Genomic DNA, 25,588 nt, shown 5'->3' with positions numbered 1-25,588 from the left:
TCTATGTAAATCAGAGGCAATTTCCCTTCTAAACACTCTATGAGATTTTGAAATTGCTGACGTTGATTTTGATCTGCTTTAGGATGCTTTAACGTCTTTTTTTACGCGATATTCCTGCGGCATGTAACGCATTAAATACCGCATGAGTGCTTACTCCTAAACGTTCAGCTCGCTCATACTGATAATCATCAGGATATTGTTCAACATCCTTCAATATTTGCTCTCTGCTAATTTTAGCTGGACGGCCAGGAATAGGTTTGTTTGTAGTGGACTTTTTCCAGTTCTGAATCGTCTGTATACAGATGTTAAAATGCTGTGCTGCTTTTCGCACAGACATTTCATCTCGAATCATAATTTCTATGACTTTATCTTTAAAATCTTTTGAATATCCCATATCTCTATTGTTCTATAGTTTTTAGGATTTGGCTATACATTGCTATCTGCAACACTATATGGTGCCATCGCGGTGAGCATCATCAGGCTTAAAAGCTTAAGTGACGTGTTGTTATATTTGGAAAATTGAGGGACATCCATGATTGCGTCTTCTAAGTGAAACGAAATTGACGGCAAGGATTGTAGTATGTTTTATCGTCATGTATGTATCAAAATATTTCAAAATTCATGATTTTTATCAATATCCTTCTTCGTATTTTTATATTCAAATGATTTGTTAAATGAAATAAAACAGATAATTATATTTTTTAGTCAAAAAATAAAAGTTTCTAAATAAGATAAAAGCCCTCAATCGATAAAGATCAAGGGCATGTATGGATTGAGAGCACGAATTGAAAGATTGTCGGAAAGTTAGATGTCAAATCCTGAACATACTTTCAATCACGCTCTCGTTAAATTGATATTGAAATTTCTAAGCCAATTTAAATTAAACAATTCTCTGTAACGACATTAGAAGTTATACATCGCGACTGCATTGATTCTGTTATCTTCACCCTTGGTACTGCCATTTGGTGCAGCGCCAAAAGCTTCACGTTCACCATAGACATATTCCAGACCTAAACAAATCGGCTTAACAGGGCTATAAAATAAATTTGCCCAAGCTTGCCACAAGTTTTTATTGGTCTTGGTTTTATCGACTAATGAGTTGACATAATCTGCATTATTATCTGCTTTCATATAACCATAGCCCAATGTTCCGCGCCATTGTGCTGAAATTTGTTGAGTTAAACCTACTGTAATCGAGTCAAATTCATTGGTGGCGATGATGTCTTTATCCGCATTGGTCACAAAACCTTGGTTCGTCCATGACACAAAACTACTGTCGCCTTTGACATGGTAATAATCCGCTTTGAGCACTGTTTTATCCGTCAAATCTAGCTTTGCGCCCAGACCAAGTCCCCATGCGGTTTCTGTATCCGTATCCGTTTTCTTTTCAGCACCCATCGCACGTGCGCTCAACATGAGTGTATCTGTCATTTTATGGTTTAACCGCGCTGTTAATGCAGGCAAACGCATATTTGAACTGTCATCCTTAGAATCTTCTGCTGCAAGCACAAGATTTGTCTCAGGACTAAATTTGTGACTATAGCGAACTTGAGGTGTACGTTTAACAGCACCACCAACATAGCCCAATGCATCAATAGTTTCAGGCATATAATCAGGTATAGCAAAGTTAGACCATGTTTGCCCCACCAACCAATCACCATAGGTCAAATAGGCATGACGAATCCGCAGTCCATCATTTGCGCCCAAAAAGTCGACTTCAATTTTACCGCCTACATCTCCCACTTGAGTCGGCGTTTTAAAGTCTAGTCCTAAACGTGTGGCAGCAAGTGTTGCTTTTAAACGATCTGAACTTTCAGCATTCCCTTCTAGCGGAACACTATTCATTTGGTTATACAGGCGAGATAAGCTGCCGCCTTCTGCCTGATAAGATGCATCTGCACGCACATTGCCATACAAGCTAAACTCAGCGCCCGATTTGGTATTTAAACTCAGGCTCGGTGTTTGAGTCGGTTTTTGATTCTGCACAGCAACTACAGGCCCTTGTTTTACGTCTTTGATTTCACTCGACAAAGTGTTTTGCTGTTGAACATATTGCTGCATCATGGCTTTTAACGCTTTGACTTCTTCACGCAACTGTTCAACTTCAGCCTCGCTGACTGCCGCATGTGTCCACATGGGGAACACAGCTGCACAAGCCAGTAGCATCGGTTTAATTTTAAAGGTTTTTTTGACTAAATTTAGCTTTTGAGTTTTCATCCTGACCTCGATTTGGGCGATGCCCTTTCCTTATTTTTTGTCACAATTCCCACTAGCCCTCATGCTGTGCATCAGGCCTGGAAACTAAAATTTTGGGGTAATGTTAAATCTTTAAATACCGGCTTAATTCGCTGGATTTTTAATGGCTTGTGTATTGATCTTTCGTGATTGACCTTGAGTAGATGCCTCTACTGACGCTTGTAAATTCACCATAAAGATCGCTAATGCAGCTACGACACCCGGAATGGCAATCACCAAGAAGTTCATTTGATGCGGCAAATTCATGGTTAACAGCGCACCAGTAAGTACCGGTCCAACGATTGCACCAATTCGTCCAATCCCCGATGCCCAGCCCATACCTGTAGAACGTACCGTGGTTGGATAGTATTGTGCGACAAAGGTATAAAGTAGGATTTGCGAACCGATGGTAGCTGCGCCTGCTACAGCAATTAAGGTATACAGAACCATTTGCGGACTGTTAAAGCCCAGTAAGATTAAAGCCAATGCGCCACACATGAACATGATGCTTAGTACTTTCTTGATATGGAATCGGTCTGCCAAAGCACCTCCACCAATAGCACCTACCATTCCACCAATATTCAGTGCAAAGAGGAAAATCATACTTGCACCTAGCGAATAGCCAGCTTGAATCATCAATTTTGGTAACCAACTTCCAAGTGCATAAACCATCAATAAGCACATGAAAAATGCAATCCAGAACATAAACGTACTGAAACTACGGCCTTGTTGAAATAATGCTTTTAACGGAGCTTTGTCTTCTTCAGAAACCTCATTGAGTACAAATTGAGTATCTGTTGTGAGGACTTGTTCAGGGGCAATTTTTGAGACAATCGTTCGAGTCGTATCTGTTTGATGCTTTGAAGTTAAATACATCAATGATTCAGGGAGGAATGTCCAGATTAAAGGCAGTGCAAGACATGGAATAATCGCAATATAAAACATGATTTTCCAGCCATATACAGGCACTAACCAAGCACCCAATAACGCTGAAGCCATACCACCAATGGCATAACCACTAAACATTAGTGCAACCAAGGTGCTGCGTATACGTTTTGGCGCGTATTCTGTCATTAATGCCACAACGTTCGGCATAACACCACCGATGCCTAGACCGGCAAGAAAGCGTAAAATACCAAACTCAACTGGAGTACTTGCAAAAGCACCGCAGAAGGTAAAACCACTAAAAATACCGACGCAGATCATAATGGTTTTTTTACGACCAATTTTATCGGACAGTGTGCCAAAACACATGGCACCAAACATCATGCCAAATAAAGCCGTACTTGCCAGTAAGCCGGCTTGTACCGCAGATAAGGACCATTCTTGCATCAACAACGGTAAGGCAACGCCATAGATCACCAAGTCATAACCGTCAAAAATAATAATCAAAAGACACCAAATCAAAACACCCCAATGAAATGGCATAAATTTGGCTTCATCAACCAAGGTATTAATATTAATTTTCTGGTTTTGCATAGCCCACCTCCTAATTGTGAAGCTTGTAAAATTCGCTTTTCACAATGAATAAGTTGGTGCTTAATGTCCAAAACCGATTAGGCATGTTTGTATACCTAAAAAGTTAAATACAAATTAATCCCTTGATTCCTCTTTATTTAAATAGATCATTTCATAACTGCAGTTCATCTGAACGTCTATCAACACATTATTTAAAACACAGCACGATCATATGGAATCGCTTCTAAATCATACACTTGATAAACACTATCAAATAAACCACGAATATCTTCGCTTTCATCCATATTACGCACAGCCATAAATACAGGGCTTATCGCGGCTTCATCTAAGATAGGAACAAATGTTAAATGTGTTAATTGCACACTTTGGGCACTCATTGGGGTGATACAAACCCCTTCATTCGCTGCAACAAAGCCCAAGGCCAGTTGTAATTCACGTACTTCACGTACTTTTTTAGGTTCCAAACCATACTCTGAAAATATACCACGCACTTGGGTCGAAAAGTTTGGTTTGTTGTGATTTGGATAAAAAATCAATTGCTGATCGATCAGATCTGCAAGATAGACTCCTTCCTTTTTTTGTGCCAAAGGATGACTAGCGTGTAAGGCAACTACTAAGCGTTCTTCACGCAGTAAAACCCGTTTAATTGCAGGGTCTGAAATACGCAAACGCCCAAAGCCGACATCTATACGACCTTCTTTTAATGCTTTAATTTGTTCAGTGGTCGCCATTTCCTCCATTTCTATTTTTAAATGTGGATGTTGTTGTTTAAATAAGTACAAAATATTCGAGAGTAAACCAAACAATAAAGAGCTCACAAAACCGATTGTCACTGTTCTTTCTGTCAAACCGATTCGTTTCGTCATTGATTTAATTTCTTCTGCATTAGACAAAAGTTTTAAAGCATGATGATAAAAAAATTGGCCTGCTTCTGTAGTCTTAAGCGGACGACTACCGCGTTCAAATAACTGAATTCCAAGCTCATGTTCCAAATTTTGAATCTGCCGACTCAAAGGTGGTTGAGCTATATATAGTTTTTCTGCCGCTTTGGTAAAACTCTGCTCTTCAACCACTGCGACAAAGTATCTTAAGTGTCTTAGTTCCATGGCTATCAATACCTATTAAGTATAATAAAATGCAAATTTGATCTTCGACGTGAAGATTTTATTCTTTTAAGGTATATCACATAGACAGGATTAAGCAAATTTAATCCCATCCAACAGATCAAAAACATCGTGCAGCGCATTACCTGAAAGAAACTTCAGCCGCTACACGAAACAACTTAAAAAGTATTGTTAGACAACCAAACAAGGAACGTGGCAGCCAAAGACCTCTTTTATCGAGTGATAGCCACCCATACTTAAATGCATACTTAAGGAGATATAGTATGAACCGTCAAGAGATTGATGTTCTGGTTAAACAAATGAACGTAGATACAGCGACAGGGCCTGTTGACCAACGTGTGCAGCAAGTTGTGGTCCGTTTATTGGGTGATTTATTCCAAGCGATTGAAGATCTAGATATTACTCAAACTGAACTATGGAAAGGTCTAGAGTATTTTACAGATGCAGGTCAAGCGAACGAATTAGGTCTTTTAGCCGCTGGTTTAGGTTTAGAGCACTACCTTGATTTACGTGCCGATGAAGCTGATGCGAAAGCAGGTATTACAGGTGGTACACCACGTACCATTGAAGGTCCTTTATATGTAGCTGGCGCACCTGAATCAGTTGGCTTTGCTCGTATGGATGATGGTACGGAAACCGATAAAATTCCAACTCTGTTTATTGAAGGTACAGTAACAGATACCGAAGGCAACATCATTGAAGGCGCTAAAGTTGAAATTTGGCATGCCAACAGCCTAGGTAACTATTCTTTCTTTGATAAGTCTCAATCTGACTTCAACCTTCGCCGTACGATTCTTTCTGACCAAGACGGTAAATATGTTGCACAAACTACGATGCCCGTTGGTTATGGCTGCCCTCCAGAAGGCACAACTCAATTTGTTTTAGACAAATTAGGCCGTCATGGTAACCGTCCATCACATGTTCATTATTTTATCTCTGCACCGGGTTACCGCAAGCTAACTACTCAATTCAACATCGAAGGTGATAAATACCTTTGGGACGACTTTGCCTTTGCAACACGTGATGGTCTAGTGGCAACTGCCGTTGATATCACAGACGAAGCTGAAATTGCACGTCGTGGTCTAAACCAACCGTTTAAACACATTAGCTTTAATGTTGAGTTAGTTAAAGAACAAGCTGCTGCACCAAATACTGAAGTTGATCGTCGACGCGCTAGCGCTTAATTACTCACTCAAAGGAAGCCGAGCTGTCTCATCCAAGTTTGACAACTCGGCGACTATCCCCTCATTGGACAGTCGGAGAATGGACATGCCACGTATTCCTGTAATTAACACTAGCCATCTAGATCGTATTGATGAACTTCTTGTCGATAATTTTGACACTGGTGAATTTAAACTGCACCGCTCAGTATTTACCGATCAAGCGTTATTTGATCTTGAAATGAAATACATTTTTGAAGGTAACTGGGTGTATTTGGCACATGAAAGCCAAATTCCAAATAACAATGATTATTACACGACTCATATCGGTCGCCAGCCGATCATCATTGCACGTAACCGTAATGGTGAACTGAATGCCATGATCAATGCCTGCTCACATCGTGGCGCACAGTTATGTCGTTATAAAAAAGGCAACAAAGCGACGTATACATGTCCATTCCATGGTTGGACCTTTAATAACTCAGGTAAATTACTCAAAGTTAAAGACCCTGCCGAAGCGGGTTATTCAGATTGCTTTAACCAAAATGGTTCACATGACTTGAAAAAAGTCGCGCGCTTTGAAAGTTATAAAGGCTTTTTATTTGGTAGCTTAAATCCTGATGTGCCAAGCCTTGAAGAATTCTTAGGTGAAACCACCAAAATTATCGACATGATCGAAGGTCAGTCGGAAAACGGTTTGGAAGTTTTACGTGGTTCATCTACCTATACCTATGAAGGTAACTGGAAACTGACAGCTGAAAATGGCGCAGATGGCTATCACGTATCAGCCGTGCATTGGAACTATGCAGCGACCACTCAGCACCGTAAAGAAGCACAAGCGGCAGATAATATTCGTGCCATGAGTGCGGGTTCTTGGGGCAAGCAAGGCGGTGGTTCTTATGGTTTTGACAGTGGTCACATGTTGTTGTGGACACAATGGGCTAACCCAGAAGACCGGCCAAACTTTAGCAAAGCCGATGAATATACCGAAAAATTCGGCGCACCGATGTCGAAATGGATGATCGAGCGTTCACGTAACCTATGTCTTTATCCAAACGTCTATTTGATGGATCAATTCGGTTCACAAATTCGAGTTTTACGCCCGATTTCTGTCAATAAAACTGAAGTCACCATTTACTGTATCGCCCCTGTCGGTGAAGAGCCAGAAGCACGTACACGTCGTATTCGTCAATATGAAGACTTCTTTAATGCTTCAGGCATGGCAACACCTGACGATTTAGAAGAATTCCGTGCCTGCCAAGCAGGTTATGCAGGAATTGAGCTGGAATGGAACGACATGTGCCGTGGTTCAAAACACTGGATTCATGGACCGGATGATGCAGCCAATGAAATTGGATTAAAACCGCTATTAAGTGGCATCAAAACGGAAGATGAAGGTCTTTACCTTGCTCAGCATCAATATTGGTTAAAAACCATGAAACATGCCATCGCTGAAGAAAAAGAACTAGCTGAACAAGTCGCAAATGAACAAGGAGATGTCGCATGAATGCAACTGCACATTTAGACAGCGTAAGCATTGAAGCTGTATCTCAGTTCCTCTACCGCGAAGCGCGTTTTTTAGATGATGAAAAGTGGGATGAATGGCTAGAGTGCTATGCCCCATCTGCATCATTTTGGATGCCTGCTTGGGATGACGATGACCGGCTGACAGAAGATCCGCAGTCTGAGATTTCTTTGATTTATTATCCAGACCGCCAAGGTTTAGAAGACCGTATCTTCCGCATTAAAACCGAGCGTTCATCTGCCACGATGCCGGATACACGAACCAGCCACAACATTAATAACGTAGAGATTGTTGAACGTGATGGCGACAAAGTCACGGTGCGTTTTAACTGGAACACCTTAAGTTTCCGCTACAAAACCAACTATAGCTACTTTGGCATGTCACGTTATGAAATTGATTTTTCAGGCGAGCAGCCAAAAATCCTCAGTAAATATGTTGTTCTTAAAAACGATTATATCAACCAAGTTATTGATATTTATCACCTATAAAAGCTTATTTCACTAAGCAAGGTTTAACTTTCAGCCAGAAGGATATTTGGCTGAAAGGACACGTTATACCAGATTTTCAAAAGGATATTCAGCCATGTCAAACCATAATGTTGCACTTCAATTTGAAGATGGCGTTACTCGTTTTATTAGTGTTGCTCAAGGTGAAACCCTATCCGACGCAGCCTATCGTCAAAAAATCAATATCCCTCTAGATTGCCGTGATGGCGCATGCGGGACATGCCGTGCATTTTGTGAGTCGGGTACTTACGACATGCCTGAAGAATCTTATATCGAAGATGCTTTAACCCCCGAAGAAGCTGAGCAAGGTTATATTTTAGCTTGCCAATGTCGTCCAAGTTCAGATGCTGTTTTCCAAATCAGTGCATCATCTGACGTGTGTAAAACTGAAATTCATGAGTTTCAAGGCACATTGTCTCGTGTTGAAAATATGTCGGATTCTACGATTACCTTTGATATTCAACTGGATGAAGGTCAACCTGACATTAACTTCTTGGCAGGTCAATACGTCAATGTCGGCATTCCGGGGACTGAAGAAACTCGTTCGTATTCGTTTAGTTCAAAGCCGGGCAATCGTTTAACAGGCTTCGTGGTTCGTAATGTCCCTGAAGGCAAAATGAGTACTTTCCTGAGTGCCGATGCGAAAGCCGGCGACAAAATGACCTTCAAAGGACCTTTTGGTAGTTTTTATCTGCGTAATGTTGTCCGCCCTGTGGTCATGCTTGCAGGTGGTACAGGTATTGCGCCGTTTATGTCCATGTTACAAGTGCTTGAAGAAAAAGGTTCTGAACAACCTGTTCGTCTTGTATTTGGCGTAACCAATGACTTTGACATCGTAGCAAAAGACAAGCTCGATGAATTACAAAGCAAACTCCCGTGGTTCGAATACCGTACTGTGGTCGCTCACCCTGAGTCACAGCATGAACGTAAAGGCTATGTGACCAGTCATGTTGAAAAAGATTGGTTAAACAATGGCGATGTGGATATTTACCTCTGTGGTCCTGTACCGATGGTCGAAGCGGTACGTGGCTGGTTAGATACCGAAGGCGTTAAACCTGCAAACTTTTTGTTTGAAAAATTCTCAGCGAATTAAGGGAGAATAGTTTAATGTCAGAACAAGCCAGATTTAACAATAAAGTTGTCATCGTTACCGGTGCCGCTCAAGGTATCGGTCGTGGAGTAGCACTACAAGTGGCTCGAGAAGGCGCTCAAGTGGTATTGGCAGATCTCTCAGATTTTGTTGAAGAGACGCTTAACGATATTCAAGCCCACAATGGCGATGCCATTATTGTTAAAGCCAATCTTGAAACATTTGCAGGCGCTCAATCAGTTGCTGCTCAAGCCATTGAAAAATATGGCCGAATTGATATCTTGATCAATAATGTTGGCGGTGCGATTTGGATGAAGCCCTTCCAAGAATTTTCAGAAGAAGAAATCATTAAGGAAGTTAATCGTTCATTATTTCCAACCCTCTGGTGCTGCCGAGCCGTGTTACCTGAAATGATTCAAAATCAGCAAGGGACAATTGTAAATGTATCTTCTATTGCAACCCGTGGTATTAACCGTGTGCCATATTCAGCGTCAAAAGGTGGGGTTAATGGCTTAACCGCTGCTCTCGCTTTTGAACATGCCAAAGATGGTATTCGAGTCAATGCCGTAGCCACAGGTGGCACAGAAGCCCCACCACGAAAAGTACCAAGAAATACCAATCCATTGTCAGATCATGAAAAACAATGGATGCAAGACGTGGTCGATCAAACCATTGACCGTACATTCTTAGGACGCTATGGCACAATTCAGGAACAAGTGAATGCCATCTTATTTTTGGCATCCGATGATTCATCTTATATGACAGGAACAGTCGTCCCTGTTGGTGGTGGAGATCAAGGTTAAACGCTATACCGTCATTGGTTTAATTCAACAGGCTCATTGACATAGTCGCATGGAGGCAAAAGCGATGGCACCCCTGTTAAAAACATTAAAAGAAGATTGGTCGATCTCAGCGACGGTTGCAGGATTTTTAGCCGTGCTGATTTCATATTCAGGCCCACTGATTATTTTTTTCCAAGCCGCACAAAAAGCTCAAGTTTCCCCAGCCATGATGATTTCATGGATTTGGGGGATTTCTATTGGTGCTGCGCTGGCGGGTATTTATCTCTCTATTAAATATAAAACCCCGGTGATTACCGCGTGGTCAGCGCCCGGTACAGCCCTTTTAGTCACCCTATTTCCGAATATTTCACTGAATGAAGCCATAGCAGCTTATATCACGTCCGCTATTGTTATTTTCTTGATTGGCATCACTGGCTATTTTGACAAACTCTTAAAATGGATTCCTCAAGATGTCGCTGCGGGAATGATGGCAGGTATTTTATTTCAGTTTGGACTTGGGCTGTTCACTGCGACAGATAGTATGCCGATCATTGTCTTTGGCATGTTATTGGTCTTTCTCATATCGAAAAGACTTTCGCCACGCTACGCGATGATTTGGGTCTTACTGACTGGTGTCATCCTGAGTTTTACATTAGGAAAAATTAATCCTGTTGATGTGAATTTTCAACTCGCTATACCGCAGTTTATTGCTCCAGTTTGGACTTGGAACTCGACTTTAAATTTGGCGATTCCCTTAATTTTAGTCAGTCTGAGTGGTCAATTCCTTCCGGGGATGGCGATCATGAAACTAAGTGGATATGACACGCCAGCTAAGCCCATTATCACTGCGACCAGTATTGCCTCGCTCGCTGTAGCATGTGTCGGAGGCATTACCATTGTTTTAGCGTCTATTACCGCAGCCATGTGTATGGGCAAAGATGCACATGAACTAAAAGAAAAACGTTATATAGCTGGTATTGCCAATGGTATTTTTTATATTTTAGGCGGCTTATTTGCAGGCAGTATTGTCATGTTATTTAGCCTATTACCTAAAGAGTTGGTCGCTGCACTTGCAGGTTTAGCGTTATTAGGTGCGATTGGAACAAACATGTCCGTTGCGATGAAAAATGAGGCCAACCGTGATGCGGCGCTAATCACTTTTTTAGCGACAGCCTCAGGTATGCATTTTTTAGGGCTAAGCTCAGTATTTTGGGGGATTTGTATCGGTGTCGCTGCACATGTCATTTTGACCAAACGAGTAGCCACACAAGCACCAACGAGTAGCCACACAAGCACCGATGACAACGACTCAAGATTCTAAAAGTTCATAATGTCCAAACGCATTGCCAATACAAAGAAGATGGAACACTACATCTTCTTTGTTTAATCGAAAACTCAATTTTTTGATTTTCTTGTCATTTAAACTTAAAAATTCAATATTCGAAATTAAGAGCTCTATAGGATAAAAAAGGGATCATGTTGCATCATCCCTTTTTTACTTATCTTTGAATTATTTACGTTTTTTCTTACCACTAAGTAGATCTATGGCTTGGGCATAACGTGTAGGTGCAATTCGCTGAATTAAATCAATAATTTTGGCATCATTACCAATTAAAACTCGACGTTTATTCTGCTTTACCGCATCTAAAATGACTTTTGCTGCGACTTCAGGCGGTGTTTTTAGCACTTTATTAAATGCTTTGGTTGCCCTATCTGGGTTCATCCCTAACGCACGAATACTGTCACTCATACGCGCGCTATTTGCAATATTGGTTCGAATCCCACCCGGATGCACGCAAGTTGCGCTGACTCCAGCATTTTCCAAGTCTAATTCTTGGCGTAAAGATTCAGTAAAACCTCGTACCGCAAACTTCGTTGCATTATAGGCACTTTGAGTCGGTTGAGCCGTCAAACCAAATAAGCTGGAAATATTAACTATATGTCCATCGCCACTTTGTTTTAAATACGGTAAAAATGCTTTTGTCCCATATACCACGCCCCAGAAATTAATATTCATAATCCACTCAATTTCATCATAATGCATACCTTCTACAGTACTGGCTAACGCGACACCTGCATTATTAAAGATCAAATTGACCTGGCCAAATTCAGCTTGGGTTGCAGCCGCCCATTGCTCTACAGCGGCACGATCAGACACATCTAATTGGGTCTGAATTATTTTCACACCGGTGTGCTTAATCATTTCAGCCGTTTGTGCAAGACCGTCAAGGTTGCGATCACTTAATGCTAGATGCGCACCTGATTGAGCCAGTTGAATGGCTAACTGCTGCCCAATACCTGAACCTGCTCCAGTAATGGCTGCGACTTTGTTGTTAAAATTTTTCATCGTTATTCCTATACACACTTAATCTCGTTCAGTGAACAAGCTGCATTTTCATATTATTCATAACACAAGCTTAACGAGAACTGATCTATGAATGAAATGATTTTATTTAATTGTAAAATATGAATGCTATACATAGCTCTTTAGCGTTATTGCTTCAAATCAAATTAATGTAATTCAACATGATTAGAGCAAAAATTGAAAACTTAAATGAGCCTTTTAGCTCCGGCTTTTTTTGGGATTGTAGCTCTAAATTTTTCAGCTCAAACAGCGTTTGATATTTATAAAAGTGATACAAATCCCAAATGTTATAAACAAAGCTCAACATTTATTCTATTTTTCTACACGATCCAGATTCTACATATTCAAAATCAGTATATAAAATCCACAATATATACTTATTTTTTTGTGAATATAGCCCTTGAAGACAACAAGGCTGATGCTTTGTAATTTTCCAAGTCTTGTGTATCCACCCTTTGGAAGATCAGGGATGCACATCTCTTACTATGTTCAATAGAGGTTCTAAAATGATAAAAACAACTCTTAGCCTAATCGGTTTGTCACTGGTGTCTAGCTTAGCTTTGGCTGCTGATCCATTGCATGGTACTAAATGGAAAACCATCGATGACCAAACCAAAAAACCTTTATCTGTAGTTCAATTTAATGAAACATCAAAGGGCGTTTTATCTGCAAAAATCGTTGATGTACTCACCCCGGGTGAAGCAGAAAACTGCCAAAAATGTGTAGGTAAATTCCACAATAAACCACTACTCGGTGTGCAAATCGTGAATGGTTTGAAAAATACCGGTAAAAATACCTATGACGGCGGTAAAATTACTGACCCGAAAAATGGTAAAACTTATAGCTTCAATGCAAAAATGTCGAATGACGGTAAGACCTTGAATGGTCGTGGCTATATTGGAGTATCCGCGCTTGGACGCAGCCAGACATGGATACGTGTAAACTAATCCGTATCGTACAAATTCAAAAAGCGACTCGATTGAGTCGCTTTTTTGCATGAAAATTTCAAATTTAAAAATTTTGGAATTTATATATTAAACGGTATAACGTTTGCTTAACCCCCATTCAGCTAATATGCGACGATAGGTTGTCGATGATCGATCTGCTTCGAAATGCGCCTCCATACTAATATCCAGTGGCAATTCCTCTGGTTTTTGACTTTCCACCATGTCCTGATCTTCAGCAAAAATTTGTGCATTAAAATCATAGACCGCTTGCAAATCGCCAGTGGTATCAAAATTACGAGTTAAAGGCACAAATAAACGGGTTTTATTATGCGATACAGGACAACAAGCATTTAAGATTTTTAACACCCCATTTTCAGGAAAATCGATGGTTAAAATTGCAGAAAATGGCGGATAGACATCAAACGTTCTTTTCCATAAAAAATCTTCTGGCGCTAAATGTTGTAAGCCATGCGGATAATTACTCACATCACTGAGATATTCTGTATGTAGTCCATAGTCCGTGCGTACTGTGGAATATTTTTGTACTTTAGGATTTTCACGGTCTGCAAAGCTCTCATGATGCACCCATGCGAAATGTGCAACATCAATAAAGCCTTCGAGTTGACGTCCACTTGAACCTCCAATATCAACATGAGGTGGCAATATAGATTGGTGCTGCTCGGTATCCCACGTGTCTAAATCGGGAAAATTGGCCGTAGATTCATCGCGGTTAAATAAACTGGTCCACACTAATCCATATTTCAATACAACTGGAAATTTAGTTAATGAAAAACGCTCTGAAATTTGAGTCAACTCTGGCTGTGCGGGAATTTTTACACACTTTCCTGCGCCGTTATAATGTAGACCATGATATGGACAAATAATGTCTTCACCCTTGACCCAGCCTTTGGTTAATGGCACCCCACGATGTGGACAGATGTCACGAACCAAATGAATTTTTCCACTTTCAGTTTGATATAACGCCATTTTTACATCGAGTAATTGCACTTGTTGCGGTTCAATCGAAACATCTTCTACACGTGCAACGGGATACCAATGCTGCGCCAAAATATTCCAGTCGTTAGCATCAAATGTACTGCACTGAGGTTGGGTAAATAAATTGAGTACTGGAATGGCATTCATAGTTCATCTCGACATTTTCAATATTTCTTCAGCATTTAGCGCTATTTAAATTTTGCTAAATCCTTATTTTCTAAATTGAAATTAAAATCTAAACACATTTTTGTCTATTAGAATGATTTGCATAGATTGTTCTGTTTTTTGGAACATTAAGTATTCATTATTGCTTGATTTGATAAAGCTGGCATGAATATCGCTTAAAATGCATAACATTATGATTCGCTGATGACGCGATAGAGATTGAAGCCTGTATGTCGATTACTTTTTCTAGATTTTCTGAATATTTCATGGCGGTTGCACGGACTGGAAGTCTGCGCAAAGCTGCTGAACAACTCTTTATTTCAGTCTCGGCAGTACATCGACAAATCGTTTTGGCAGAGGAAGAACTCGGGGTTGCCCTATTTGAACGACTACCTCAGGGCTTAAAACTGACGCTTGCAGGTGAATTACTGTATGCCGATTTATTAAAATGGCAAAAAGAGTATCAACTGACGCGAACTCGATTTGATGAAATCCAAGGCTTAAACCGTGGAAACATTGAAATGGGCTTTATTGCGGCTTTGAATGACAGTTTTGTCGTCGACTGTATTCAAAAGATGGCTGAAACTTATCCGTGGATCAACCTCAACATCAGCATGAATAGCAGTGAAGATATTTCCAGAAAAATCGTTGATGCAGAATTAGATTTTGGCATTATTTTAAATCCCAAAAGCCATAGCCAATTAGAGATTTTATCCTTTATAGAAATTCCGTTGGGCTTTGTAATGTCACCGCATCATACCTTGGGTGGGATGGATAAAATTTATCTTTCAGATACGTTAAATGAACGGCATATTTTACCGAGTGAACCACTCATTATTAGTGAATATGTACAGACTTTATATAAACACCATAAGTTTAGTCCGATTCAAAAGATCGAATGTAATGACATTAGAATGATATTGTCATTAGTTCAACAACAATTAGGCATCAGTTTGATGTCATACATGGATGCTTTGCCACTGCTTGAGAATAATAAGATTATTTTTAAACCGATCCGTGATAAAGGCTTACACAGTTTGACCATCGCTTTATGTGTCGCATCGAAGCGCCAAACTTCTCGAATTTCTCAGATCATGATTAATCATTTGGTGGAAAAAATGGAAGAAATTAAAATCAATTTAAAATCCATGACCCCCTAAAACCAATATTTTGGCGTTGTAATAGCAAATAATTATTTAAAAAAAAGCCAGTGCGAATAACCCGTACTGGCTGCTGAAAGCTAAAGTTTTATTAGTTTATTTTTTTAATCCAATGGATTGCCTACAATATTACTAATGATGCCTTTCATAATATGATTGCCTTGTTCTTTACGCAGTTCTGCATACCATTCGCGCGTCACACTTTCATCTTTCATATGCGTCACATCACAACGTTTACGCGCTCGCAGAACCAATTCATTAGCACGTTCATTACGTTTATTTTGATAACGACGCAATGAATCTTGTAAGCCCAAAGTATTGATTTGCAAAGAACGAGCTAAATAAATTGCATCTTCCATTGCTTGGCAACCACCTTGTCCAATATCAGGCGTTGTGCTGTGTGCTGCATCACCCACTATCACCACACGACCTTTGTGAAAATCTGCAAAAGGCTCAATATCATGAATTTCTACCCGATTGGTTTTTTGGGTATCTACGGCATCAATTAGCTTTTGAACCGGTTCACACCAGCCCTTAAAGTATTCTTTAAATAAGGCCTGATATTGTGTGCGGTCATTTTCTAAGCCTGCTGCTAAAGGTACATCAAAGAAGAAATAGAATCGGTTGTCGGCAACGGGCATCAGCGAAACGCGTTTACCTTCTCCTACAAATGTTGTCCATTGATCTGCCGCAGCAAATTCTTCAGAAATGTCGACTAAACCGTTCCAATTGACATAACCTGCATAGCGGCGCTCAACTTGTTCCCCCAATACATACGCCCGTGTCAATGAATGTGTACCATCGGCGCCAACCAATAAATCAGCCTGAACCTCGCTTCCATCGGCAAAATGTGTGATCACTTGATTATCTTGTTCTGAGAAACTCACCATTTTTTTGCCTAGATGAATATTCTCACGACCAAATTCATCCATGAGCATATTTTGTAAGTCTGCACGTGAAACAGGATAAGGTCGCTGACCAACTTCTTCGATTAAAGGAAACAGACTAAACTGCGTCATAACATCGCCCGTTAAACCATCGATATAGGCTAAATGATCCATCTTGCCACCGAGCTTTTCGACTTGTTCGGTTAGCCCCAAATAGTTCAAACATTTGACACCGTTAGACCATAAAGAAATAGCGGCTCCAACAGGTAAAATTTGTTCTGCCTGTTCATAGATGGTTACTTGGTGTCCGAATTTTTTCAAAGCGATCCCTGTCGTTAGGCCCGCCATACCTGCACCAATAATTGTAATGTCCATCTATAACTCCCCTGTGTTTTTTTAAATATCTTTCTCCTAAAAAGCGAAAAGCATGCCATTTTTTCAAACAAGCAATAAAAAATTCTAAAGTTGGCACACGCTGTGCTTCTAAACACGTGTAAATGCTTGTTTTTATCAAATGTTAAATTTTTAACACTAAAAACAAAATGCATATGTTTTAAATGAAAATAGTGAATGGATTATATATATGGCGACTTTACTAGCACCTAGTTTTGATATTCCTGCACAATTACAGACACTTACAAATTTAGCAGATGACCGTATTGGTGCAAAAATACTTGAATGTTCAGATGATTTTTTTGCAGAATCAAAACGCATGCTTCAATTTAATGCACCTATCTTCGTCGAAAATAAATTTGATGAGCATGGCAAATGGATGGATGGTTGGGAAACGCGTCGTAAACGCCATGCTGGTTATGATTGGGCAATCATCCAACTCGGTGTTGCTGGACGAATTCAAGCCTTAGATATTGATACAACATTCTTTACAGGGAATTATCCAGCTTCCGCATCAGTTGAAGCCTGCTTTGCACCAAATGGCGAGCTAGCACAGGCAGCATGGGTCAATATCTTAGACAATACCGTATTGGGCCCGAGCCAACACCATATATTGAAGGTCTCAACTGATCAGGTTTTTACCCATGTGCGTTTAAATATATATCCAGACGGCGGTATTGCGCGATTTAAAGTCTATGGTGAAGTTCAGGTTCAGATTCAAGATAGTACGAACACTTTAGACCTCGTTGCGCTAGAAAATGGTGGACGTGTTGTTGCTTATAGTGATGCTCATTTTGGACATCCACGAAACTTAATTAACCCTGGTCGCGGCATCAATATGGGAGATGGTTGGGAAACTAAACGTCGCCGTGCACCAGGTTTTGACTGGTGTATTTTGGCTTTGGGTCAATCTGGTGCAATTGAAAAAATTGATATTGATACTGCCCATTTTAAAGGCAACTTCCCTGCGCAGGTTTCCATACAAGCGATCTATGTGGAAGATGCCACTGACCCTCAACTGATTCCGCAAAGTATGTTCTGGCCGTTTTTGCTAGATTCACAAGACATGCAGATGGATCACATTCATAGCTTCGTCAGTGAGATTTTAAAGCATGAAAAAATATCGCATATCCGCATCAATATGATTCCTGACGGGGGGATTAGTCGCATACGGTTATGGGGAAAAATACATCCTTAATTGCAATATTGATAAAATAGGAAGCCTTCGTGCTTCCTATGTGTATGGTTTCAATTTTTTTAATTAAATGCCTTACTAAGATATCTAAACATGACACATAGCATAAAAATACAAGCTCTAAGTATTGAAGGCTTTGCGCCTTTTGGAGAGGTCATTTGCACGACTGGACATGATTTTTTCCACATCAATGACACACATACAGAGCGATATCATGCCCTCGTGGAAACAGAAATTTCAGGTGATGCGGTTGCTGGAATTAGCATCTTTAGAAATATCAAAACCACTGAATTGCCATTTACGATTTCGATGTTAGAGCGTCATCCCAACGGTTCACAAGCGTTTATTCCAATGCAAGCGCAGGCTTTTTTAGTGGTAGTTGCACCTGCGTTGGATGATCACAGCCCTGATCTTACACAGCTATGTGCTTTCATCACTGATGGTAGCCAAGGAGTCAACTATCGTGCAGGAACATGGCATCATCCTCTCCTGACACTCGAAGCACCCAGTAGCTTTGCCGTCATCGATCGGATTGGCACTGGACATAATTGTGATGTGTTCCAGTTCCCTACGCCTATTCACATTTCAAATTAATTTTTTTAGCTTAAATACTTAGAGTTAAATAGACTAAAAACCATCTAACCATCTGTTAATACATAATTTATTTCATCTCTTGATATTATTTAATTTAAACATAACGCATTAAAAAAGCCCTCAATTTAGAGGGCTTTATTTATTCTATACAAACTATATTCTATGAATCATCGTATGGTTCAAGACTCAAGATTGGCAATGATTAATGTTGCACATCTATCGCCATGCTTGGTTTTTTAACCTGATCTTTGCCCATAGTCACTTCTTTATTTTTAAATAAATTCAGATGATTGAACACAATATTTAAAATAATCGCCATCAAACAAGTCGAACTAATGCCTGAATGAAAGAGTGTTTGCACCCATTTCGGGAAGTTGGCATAGAAAGAATGATCGATAATTGGAATCATCCCTGCTGCAATCGCAGTCGCAACAATGATGAGGTTCTTTTGCTCGTTATAGTCAATTTTCGCCAAGGTACGAATACCACTTGCCGCAACCGTTCCAAACAAAACTAAACCAGCACCACCTAATACAGGGACAGGAATTGCTGCAATCAGTCGCCCCATAATTGGTAGAACGCCTAAGACGACCAAGATCATCCCACCCGCTGCGACAACAAAGCGACTTTTAACGCCAGTAATCGCTACTAAACCGACATTTTGTGCAAAAGCACTTTGCATAAATGAACCGAAAATTGGCGCTGCTGCACTAGATAGCATATCTGCACGTAAGCCATTGGTAATACGCTCAGCATCCACTTTAGTACCAACAATTTCCCCAACGGCAATAATATCTGCTGTGGTTTCAGTCATAATCACTAAAGTCACGATCAGCATGGTAATAATGGCACTTAACTCAAAAGTTGGCATACCAAAAGCAAAGAAGCTTGGAAATTGAATCCAGTTACCATTTGCAACTTTAGAAAAATCGCCAAAGCCAAAGGCATAAGCCAGCACTGTACCGAAGACAATGGCCAACAAAATAGATAAACGTCGGATGGTTGCATTACGGGTTAAATTCAGCGCAATCACAATACCCAAAGTTAAAAATGCCAAACTGATGTTCTCAGCACTTCCCCAGTCTGGTGCTTTATTGTTCCCCCCCATCATCCAGCGTACCGCTAAAGGCAGCAATGAAAGACCAATCACGGTGATCACACAGCCAGTCACAATCGGTGGGAAAAAACGAATAATTTTTGAAAAATAAGGTGCTAGAAAAAAGCCAATTAGAGATGCAACAATCACCGCACCATAAACAGCAGAAAGCCCACCGCCTGCGGTTACTATGGCAATCATCGTCGCCACACCTGCAAATGAAACCCCTTGAACTAAGGGTAATTTTGCACCGATATATTTTACACCTACGGTTTGTAGTATGGTCGCCAAGCCACCCACAAAAAGCGCTGCCGCAATCAATAAACCGATTTGCGCAGGTTCAAGTCCCGCGGCTGTACCAATAATCAATGGCGGAGCGATAATACCGCCATACATGGTTAATACATGCTGTAGACCATAGGCAAGGCTTTTCCCTGCGCCTAAATATTCATGTTCTGGTGAAACTGTTTTATCTTGTTCAGCCATTTTTATATCCCTTATTTTTTAACTTTGCTCTTAGCTGCCACGATACGTTGAATATGCAAATGGGCTGATGAGTAATGGAATATGAAAATGCTGTGAGGCATCTTTTACATAAAAATGAATCACAGCTTTTGAAAAAAAGGTTTCGGTATTTAAAGTCTGAAAATATTCAGCTGTCGCAAATTCAAGGCTATAAGCCCCTGCTGTAAAGTCCTTCAGCGCAAAATCATTAACGCGACCATCAGCATTGGTTTGGGCTGAACCTAGCAACTCTCCGTGTGCATTAAATAATTGAATGCTGACGTTCACTGCAGGTTTACCCAGATTGGTGTCTAAAATATGTGAGCTAATCATGCGCTAAGCTCCTGTTTTAATCTTAATAAGGCAATTTCAGCCAGTTGATGATGAACAATTCTTTTTTCGGTTTCAGGATCATTCAATAATCGATATTGCAGCGCCTGTAGTACATCTTCACTACTGAGGCCAGAGGCTTTGATTAAAAAGAGATAACCGTACTTTTTCTCATACGCGATATTGCCTTTGAGCAATGCAAATTGAGTTTCTTCATCTGCTGAAATTTCAGACTGTTCTCGATTAGAAAATTGTTGTTCCAAACTACTTAATTCTGCCTGTGCCTTTTTTTCACCAATCCGTGGATGGTTATCTAGAGCATTTTTGATTTCATCCCAAGTCCAAGCATTTGCAGCTTTTACTGCTTGCTCTGTGATTTGGGTGATAGAGGTATAAGGACGCTGCGCTACAATGTGTTCTGCCCAGCCTTCAATTTGCACACAGTGCTTTAAAAAAGTTTTTACATCTGCTTCGGATGCTTTATTAAATTCAACAAGTTGCACTATAAATTCGCCTAAAATTATTGAATGATTGTTCAAATTTAGTTTTGCAATATCAGTGCCAACCTAGGTCTATGATGTCAGTTACCTAAGTACAGGCCTAAAAAAAGAGGAGCTAAGCTCCTCTTTATCCAAATATTTTTTTACTAGACTGCATGATGTGTATACCAATGTTCCGCGATATCACCACGGCGACAGATCCAGACTTTTTCATGTGATTGCACATAATCTAAGAATCGTTGTAGTGCTTTAAAACGGCCTGGTCGCCCTAAAATACGACAATGCATCCCTATCGATAACATTTTTGGCGCGCTTTCACCTTCTGCATATAGCACACCAAAAGCGTCTTTAAGGTATTGATAAAATTGTTCACCACTGTTGAAACCACCCGGTGAACAAAACTTCATATCATTGCTTTCGAGTGTATAAGGAATAATTAAATGTGGACGGGTTCGACCATTTTCATTTGTCAAACGACTCCAAAAAGGTAAATCATCACCATAGTGATCGCAGTCATATTTAATTTGCGGAAATTCAGCCAATAGCTGACGTGTGTTGGGACTGTCACGCCCTGTGTACCAGCCAATAGGCGTCCTTCCAAATAAAGCTTCAAGCACACTAATTGCCTGATCCATGTGCTGACGTTCTAGCTCTATCGGCATATCCTGATAATGTAACCAGCGTTGACCATGTGAAACGACATCATAGTTGGATTGTCTGATCGCATCGACGATATAAGGATTGCGCGCTAAAGCCATACCAACGCCAAAGATCGTCATGGGTAAATCACGTTTTTTAAATTCTTCATGAATCCGCCAAAAACCGGCTCTGGAGCCATATTCATACATCGAGTCCATCGACATATGTTTGGCAGGAAAACTGGCCGCTCCAATAATATCGGATAAGAATTGTTCTGATCCTGCATCCCCATGTTCGATATGGTTTTCTCCACCCTCTTCATAGTTCAACACAAACTGCACTGCGATACGTGCCTGATTAGGCCATACGACTTGAGGTACATCGCCATGATATCCAATTAGGTCTCTGGAATAATCCTGTTGTTGGATCTGGTCAATTAAGTCTTGCCCGCGTAAGTAGCCTGTAGTCACTTCAACTTCCTAATTTGTTATATCAAACAGTAAAAAATTAGGTAGAAGCAAGCAAATTATACGCCAATATCGTAGACGGCTAAATAACTTTTCATATCAATGACCATTGCCTTTTTTTAAAATATTGAATGGTTGCCCTGAATCATCTGCAATGATTGAAATTTGCCAAATTTCATCTATTTCTGGAAAATTCTGATGCAGTTGATCAATGAAATAGTAATAACCCGGTGTATTTTCGGTAATATAAATGATTGTATTTGAACACAATATATAGAGTTGAATCTCATCAATGGTTCCAAGATCTTGGCGTACGACATCTATACTTTGAATATCTTTCCATAATATAGTTTTAGTGCTTATTTCAGGCCCAGTTATAGTGTATGTGAAACCATCATTAAAATATTCAAAATCACCTTTCTCCTGTCTTACACTCTCAAATTCATTTGTTTTATTTTTTATATCTTGTTTTAAATCAATTGAATCTACAAACCAAATATGAGGATGACAAATTATTGCATTCCAAATAATAAAAATACAAAGTGTAAAAAACCATATATTAGCTGTAATTACTATCGTAAGCACTGCCAATATAAATAAGATAAAACCCAAATTTATGTTTAAAAATAGTATAGTTGAAGTACTTATTGGTAACCATACTTTCATTGGTAACTGCTTGAACAAAATATCATCATCATTCAATTTTTCGTTATATTTAAAGTAAAAACAAATTGCCAGTATTAAGAATGATATTAAACTAATGAATGTAAAATGTTTTTCCCATATTTGCCAATTAGATAAAAAATATATAAAAATGACCATAAATATTGAAATTGAACAATACATCGTAAGTAAGGAATTTAAAAAAATATGCATTCTCATTGTTTGTTTAATCTAGTAATTTTTTAATGGTATAACTATACTTAATTATTGATAAATTTAAAGCATCATGATCAAATGTCTTTGTAAAATCAACACACCTAACTCTGAAAATTAATTTATATTCATAAGTCATTTTCACTCAGTTCCAAATAAAAGATTCAAACAATAAGATTGGCTAGCAATTGATTAATCCACGCTTTGGAGAAGACAAAAGATTTTGATTAGGCCCACCTCACATCCAAGTAAGTTACATAAGTTTTAGTGACTTATGGTGGTCTGTCTTAAGAATCTTTATGCAATAGAGCCATAAACGAGCAAAACTCTACAAAATATTAAAAAAAATATTTACTCATAATTTTTAAATTTTACTCTTCACTCAACAATGCAATATATTGAAAATAAATAAATTACAAAAATATAGATAAACCTAATATAATATTCATAAACTTCTGTTTCTTTCAATTGCCGCGTTAATATTATTTAAAGAATTAAAATTTAACTTTTTCGTAATCATTGGTTTAGTCATTAGTTTGGGCGGCATTATTTTAATCCAAACGGGTAATGGAAGTTTTAACTGGTCTACAGTCTTTACCAACATTCAGTCCAATCCATTAAGCTATTTTCTTGCTTTTATGGGCGCGAGTTTATGATCACTCTACTGTGTGATTACACGTAAATACAGTCATGGACATAACCCTATTTCATTCTTTTTCGTCGTAATTACCATTATACTATGGCTAAAAATGTTGATATTTCACGGTATTCCGCGAATGCCTACCGTAGACTTACATACCGGTATGTATATGTTAATCGTGTCCATCGTGACTGCATTGGGCTATGCAGCGTGGAATGTAGGTATTATAAAAGGCAATATTACGATATTGGTGACTTTATCGTATTTTAGTCCGATTTTTTCTTCGGTTATTTCAATGTTTATATTACAGACACCACTGAGTTTAAGTTTTTGGCATGGTGCCATTTTGGTGACATTCGGTTCGCTGGTATGTTGGATTTCAACCAGTTGGCCACAAATAAAAGCAAAATTAATGCAATTGCGTCATGAATAATATGGCGCAGTTAATTGCCTCTGATTATCTTAAACTGAATAACAAAACCGCGATTAGGCACAGCATGTGAAGTAACTGTGTTGGTGCAAAATATAGAAAATATTTCCATCCACCTGTGAGAAATGCATTCACACATTTTGAAATCGCATGGGCTGATAATCCAATCACCACAGCATAAACCAATGTTAAATTGTCGATATTACCTTGCATCACCACGGTTGCCATAGCTGCATGGACTTCAAAGAGTGATGCTAATAATGTCCCTAAAATTAAGCCTTTATCACCTAAAGCGAGATTTAATCCATACACAAGTGCTTGGATCAAAGTAAGCGTGATGGCAATGATTGCCGCCTGTTTTAAGCTAAACATTCGACTATCAGTCTTTTCTAACTGTGCTGGTTCATTCGCTTCTACACGAAGCATTTCGGGTTCTGACTCTTTATTATGCTGAACTTGAGATGAGCCATAAATCAGATATAGCGCAGCAAGGACTAATATCAAGATGCCGACGATACTTGGTATAACTAATATTTTAAACCATGCAAAACTCACCCCAAGGACAATGATCAAAAGTTGAACCAATGTCGCAACACATGAAAAAAGTCCTGCCCCTGCATTACTTTTGGCACTGGCTTTTCCTGCTCGTACTTCCATGCCTAAGCTTGCGATTGTTGCTGTGCTCGACACAAAACCTGATGCCAAGGCCGATAAAATAATGGCTTTATCAGAGGATAATAGCCGCTTGGCGATGTGCGCTAATGACTGCACCACCAAGATCAATATCAGTAATTTTAAAATCACATAGGGATTTAATACTGAACCCCAATAGGCTTGATTCGGAGTTAAAGGTAAGGCAATTAGGATCAATGCCAGTAAAAAGACTCCATCTCTTAACTCATAGTCTTTGATCCAATGCGCTGCAAAATGATGTAAGCCTTTTTTTCCAACTAATATGAGGGTCAGCACCACAGCCAAACACGCAGCAAGTGGAATATTAAAAACACAAGCAGCGCCGATTAAATAGGTCATAACAAAAGCAAGTTCTGTGGTTGTGCCAATATCTTGTTTTTGCTGGCTTAATCCATAATAGCTAAACATACTGACGACAATTGCACCGATTACACCAACAGCTAAATGGATTAAAAAACACAATGCTCCAAACAGCGCACAAATGGTAAATGAGCGTAAACCGGCAAAGCTCTGTTCACTGTCCAAATTGTTGTTACGTTGACGCTCCAAACCGATGAGCAATCCACTGCCTAAAGCCGAAGCTAAAATCGTTAACAACGCTGGGAAGGATAAAGTTTGTATGAGTATTTCCAAATTTAAGCCCTCCCATCAATACATTGTTTATATTGGCAATATAAATAAAAAATAATAAAAAAAATTTAACGCTAAAATTTGAAAAATAAATATATAGATTGAACAACTTGAGCATTTTCAATCATGTTTAAAGTTTACTCACCCTTTAAATCATAAACAATTCAATGATAAATATCC

The 25,588-nt window shown here is 39.4% G+C and carries 24 protein-coding genes; 11 read left to right on the top strand and 13 right to left on the bottom strand.

The genetic code is table 11. The features are described from left to right. Positions 1-88: 88 nt before the first annotated feature. The 4 genes from FTU17_RS07465 to FTU17_RS07450 form a co-directional block, all read right to left on the bottom strand. Entirely contained in the window at positions 89-394 is a 306-nt protein-coding gene (locus tag FTU17_RS07465) for an IS630 transposase-related protein (RefSeq protein WP_087547287.1), read from the bottom strand. A gap of 509 nt (positions 395-903) precedes the next feature. Next, positions 904-2,217: a DcaP family trimeric outer membrane transporter gene (locus FTU17_RS07460; protein WP_180135016.1), complete on the bottom strand. Its 1,314-nt coding sequence runs from the start codon at positions 2,215-2,217 to the stop codon at positions 904-906. Positions 2,218-2,340: 123 nt separating this feature from the next. After that, complete coding sequence (locus tag FTU17_RS07455; RefSeq protein ID WP_180135015.1) at positions 2,341-3,714, bottom strand: MFS transporter; 1,374 nt, start codon at positions 3,712-3,714, stop codon at positions 2,341-2,343. A gap of 191 nt (positions 3,715-3,905) precedes the next feature. Further along, positions 3,906-4,820 (bottom strand): LysR family transcriptional regulator, encoded by a 915-nt coding sequence (locus FTU17_RS07450; protein ID WP_180022865.1) that lies wholly within the window; start codon positions 4,818-4,820, stop codon positions 3,906-3,908. A 281-nt stretch (positions 4,821-5,101) separates the two neighbouring features. Between FTU17_RS07450 and catA the strand changes: the two genes are divergently transcribed. The 6 genes from catA to benE all read left to right on the top strand — a co-directional run bounded on the left by catA (position 5,102) and on the right by benE (position 11,222). After that, entirely contained in the window at positions 5,102-6,022 is a 921-nt protein-coding gene (catA, locus tag FTU17_RS07445; protein ID WP_078193335.1) for a catechol 1,2-dioxygenase, read from the top strand. A gap of 85 nt (positions 6,023-6,107) precedes the next feature. Next, entirely contained in the window at positions 6,108-7,505 is a 1,398-nt protein-coding gene (gene benA, locus FTU17_RS07440) for a benzoate 1,2-dioxygenase large subunit (RefSeq protein WP_180027181.1), read from the top strand. Beyond that, positions 7,502-8,011: a benzoate 1,2-dioxygenase small subunit gene (gene benB, locus FTU17_RS07435; RefSeq protein WP_180135014.1), complete on the top strand. Its 510-nt coding sequence runs from the start codon at positions 7,502-7,504 to the stop codon at positions 8,009-8,011. Before benA ends, benB begins: the two co-directional genes overlap by 4 nt. A gap of 94 nt (positions 8,012-8,105) precedes the next feature. Beyond that, positions 8,106-9,122: a benzoate 1,2-dioxygenase electron transfer component BenC gene (gene benC, locus FTU17_RS07430; protein ID WP_078190731.1), complete on the top strand. Its 1,017-nt coding sequence runs from the start codon at positions 8,106-8,108 to the stop codon at positions 9,120-9,122. A gap of 14 nt (positions 9,123-9,136) precedes the next feature. Next, entirely contained in the window at positions 9,137-9,922 is a 786-nt protein-coding gene (gene benD, locus FTU17_RS07425) for a benzoate diol dehydrogenase BenD (protein WP_180027182.1), read from the top strand. Between the two features lie 64 nt (positions 9,923-9,986). Continuing rightward, positions 9,987-11,222: a benzoate/H(+) symporter BenE gene (benE, locus tag FTU17_RS07420; RefSeq protein WP_180008138.1), complete on the top strand. Its 1,236-nt coding sequence runs from the start codon at positions 9,987-9,989 to the stop codon at positions 11,220-11,222. Positions 11,223-11,411: 189 nt separating this feature from the next. Here benE and FTU17_RS07415 read toward each other — a convergent pair whose 3' ends face one another. Then, positions 11,412-12,248, bottom strand: a complete 837-nt coding sequence (locus FTU17_RS07415) for an SDR family oxidoreductase (protein ID WP_180035226.1) — start codon at positions 12,246-12,248, stop codon at positions 11,412-11,414. Between the two features lie 524 nt (positions 12,249-12,772). On the opposite strand from FTU17_RS07415, the gene FTU17_RS07410 reads away from it, so the two are divergent. Then, positions 12,773-13,213 carry a DUF2147 domain-containing protein gene (locus FTU17_RS07410; protein WP_168379617.1) on the top strand — a complete coding sequence of 147 codons (441 nt, stop codon included), beginning with the start codon at positions 12,773-12,775 and terminating at the stop codon, positions 13,211-13,213. Positions 13,214-13,300: 87 nt separating this feature from the next. Here FTU17_RS07410 and FTU17_RS07405 read toward each other — a convergent pair whose 3' ends face one another. Next, entirely contained in the window at positions 13,301-14,356 is a 1,056-nt protein-coding gene (locus FTU17_RS07405) for an aromatic ring-hydroxylating dioxygenase subunit alpha (RefSeq protein ID WP_180008136.1), read from the bottom strand. A 248-nt stretch (positions 14,357-14,604) separates the two neighbouring features. Between FTU17_RS07405 and FTU17_RS07400 the strand changes: the two genes are divergently transcribed. After that, positions 14,605-15,534, top strand: coding sequence for a LysR family transcriptional regulator (locus FTU17_RS07400; protein ID WP_180135013.1), 930 nt, complete (start codon positions 14,605-14,607; stop codon positions 15,532-15,534). A 104-nt stretch (positions 15,535-15,638) separates the two neighbouring features. Here FTU17_RS07400 and hpxO read toward each other — a convergent pair whose 3' ends face one another. After that, a complete protein-coding gene (hpxO, locus tag FTU17_RS07395; protein WP_180135012.1) occupies positions 15,639-16,796 on the bottom strand; it encodes an FAD-dependent urate hydroxylase HpxO in 1,158 nt (385 codons plus the stop codon). A 208-nt stretch (positions 16,797-17,004) separates the two neighbouring features. Between hpxO and alc the strand changes: the two genes are divergently transcribed. Continuing rightward, positions 17,005-18,012 (top strand): allantoicase, encoded by a 1,008-nt coding sequence (gene alc / locus FTU17_RS07390; RefSeq protein WP_180135011.1) that lies wholly within the window; start codon positions 17,005-17,007, stop codon positions 18,010-18,012. 90 nt (positions 18,013-18,102) lie between these two features. Next, positions 18,103-18,603, top strand: a complete 501-nt coding sequence (locus FTU17_RS07385; protein ID WP_180109332.1) for an ureidoglycolate lyase — start codon at positions 18,103-18,105, stop codon at positions 18,601-18,603. Positions 18,604-18,805: 202 nt separating this feature from the next. Here the strand turns inward: FTU17_RS07385 and FTU17_RS07380 are convergent, their stop codons facing one another. The 5 genes from FTU17_RS07380 to FTU17_RS07360 all read right to left on the bottom strand — a co-directional run bounded on the left by FTU17_RS07380 (position 18,806) and on the right by FTU17_RS07360 (position 22,805). Continuing rightward, positions 18,806-20,185, bottom strand: coding sequence for a nucleobase:cation symporter-2 family protein (locus FTU17_RS07380; RefSeq protein ID WP_180135010.1), 1,380 nt, complete (start codon positions 20,183-20,185; stop codon positions 18,806-18,808). A gap of 30 nt (positions 20,186-20,215) precedes the next feature. Beyond that, positions 20,216-20,536 (bottom strand): hydroxyisourate hydrolase, encoded by a 321-nt coding sequence (uraH, locus tag FTU17_RS07375; protein WP_180135009.1) that lies wholly within the window; start codon positions 20,534-20,536, stop codon positions 20,216-20,218. Beyond that, entirely contained in the window at positions 20,533-21,036 is a 504-nt protein-coding gene (gene uraD / locus FTU17_RS07370) for a 2-oxo-4-hydroxy-4-carboxy-5-ureidoimidazoline decarboxylase (protein WP_180115657.1), read from the bottom strand. The genes uraH and uraD overlap by 4 nt, the downstream gene beginning before the upstream one ends. Before the next feature lie 143 nt (positions 21,037-21,179). Beyond that, positions 21,180-22,142 (bottom strand): allantoinase PuuE, encoded by a 963-nt coding sequence (gene puuE / locus FTU17_RS07365; protein ID WP_180135008.1) that lies wholly within the window; start codon positions 22,140-22,142, stop codon positions 21,180-21,182. Positions 22,143-22,238: 96 nt separating this feature from the next. Continuing rightward, positions 22,239-22,805: a hypothetical protein gene (locus FTU17_RS07360; RefSeq protein ID WP_180135007.1), complete on the bottom strand. Its 567-nt coding sequence runs from the start codon at positions 22,803-22,805 to the stop codon at positions 22,239-22,241. Positions 22,806-23,683: 878 nt separating this feature from the next. Between FTU17_RS07360 and FTU17_RS17485 the strand changes: the two genes are divergently transcribed. After that, positions 23,684-24,088 (top strand): EamA family transporter, encoded by a 405-nt coding sequence (locus FTU17_RS17485; protein WP_373684062.1) that lies wholly within the window; start codon positions 23,684-23,686, stop codon positions 24,086-24,088. Positions 24,089-24,112: 24 nt separating this feature from the next. Here the strand turns inward: FTU17_RS17485 and FTU17_RS07350 are convergent, their stop codons facing one another. Continuing rightward, positions 24,113-25,411 (bottom strand): MgtC/SapB family protein, encoded by a 1,299-nt coding sequence (locus tag FTU17_RS07350; RefSeq protein ID WP_180135006.1) that lies wholly within the window; start codon positions 25,409-25,411, stop codon positions 24,113-24,115. Between the last annotated feature and the right edge of the window lie 177 nt (positions 25,412-25,588).

Origin of the sequence: Acinetobacter sp. YH12070 (assembly GCF_013419625.1) — a bacterium.
GTDB classification, from domain to species: Bacteria; Pseudomonadota; Gammaproteobacteria; order Pseudomonadales; family Moraxellaceae; genus Acinetobacter; species Acinetobacter amyesii.
The sequence above is the reverse complement of the archived record's forward strand: the minus strand, read 5'-3'. Positions and strand labels throughout refer to the sequence as shown.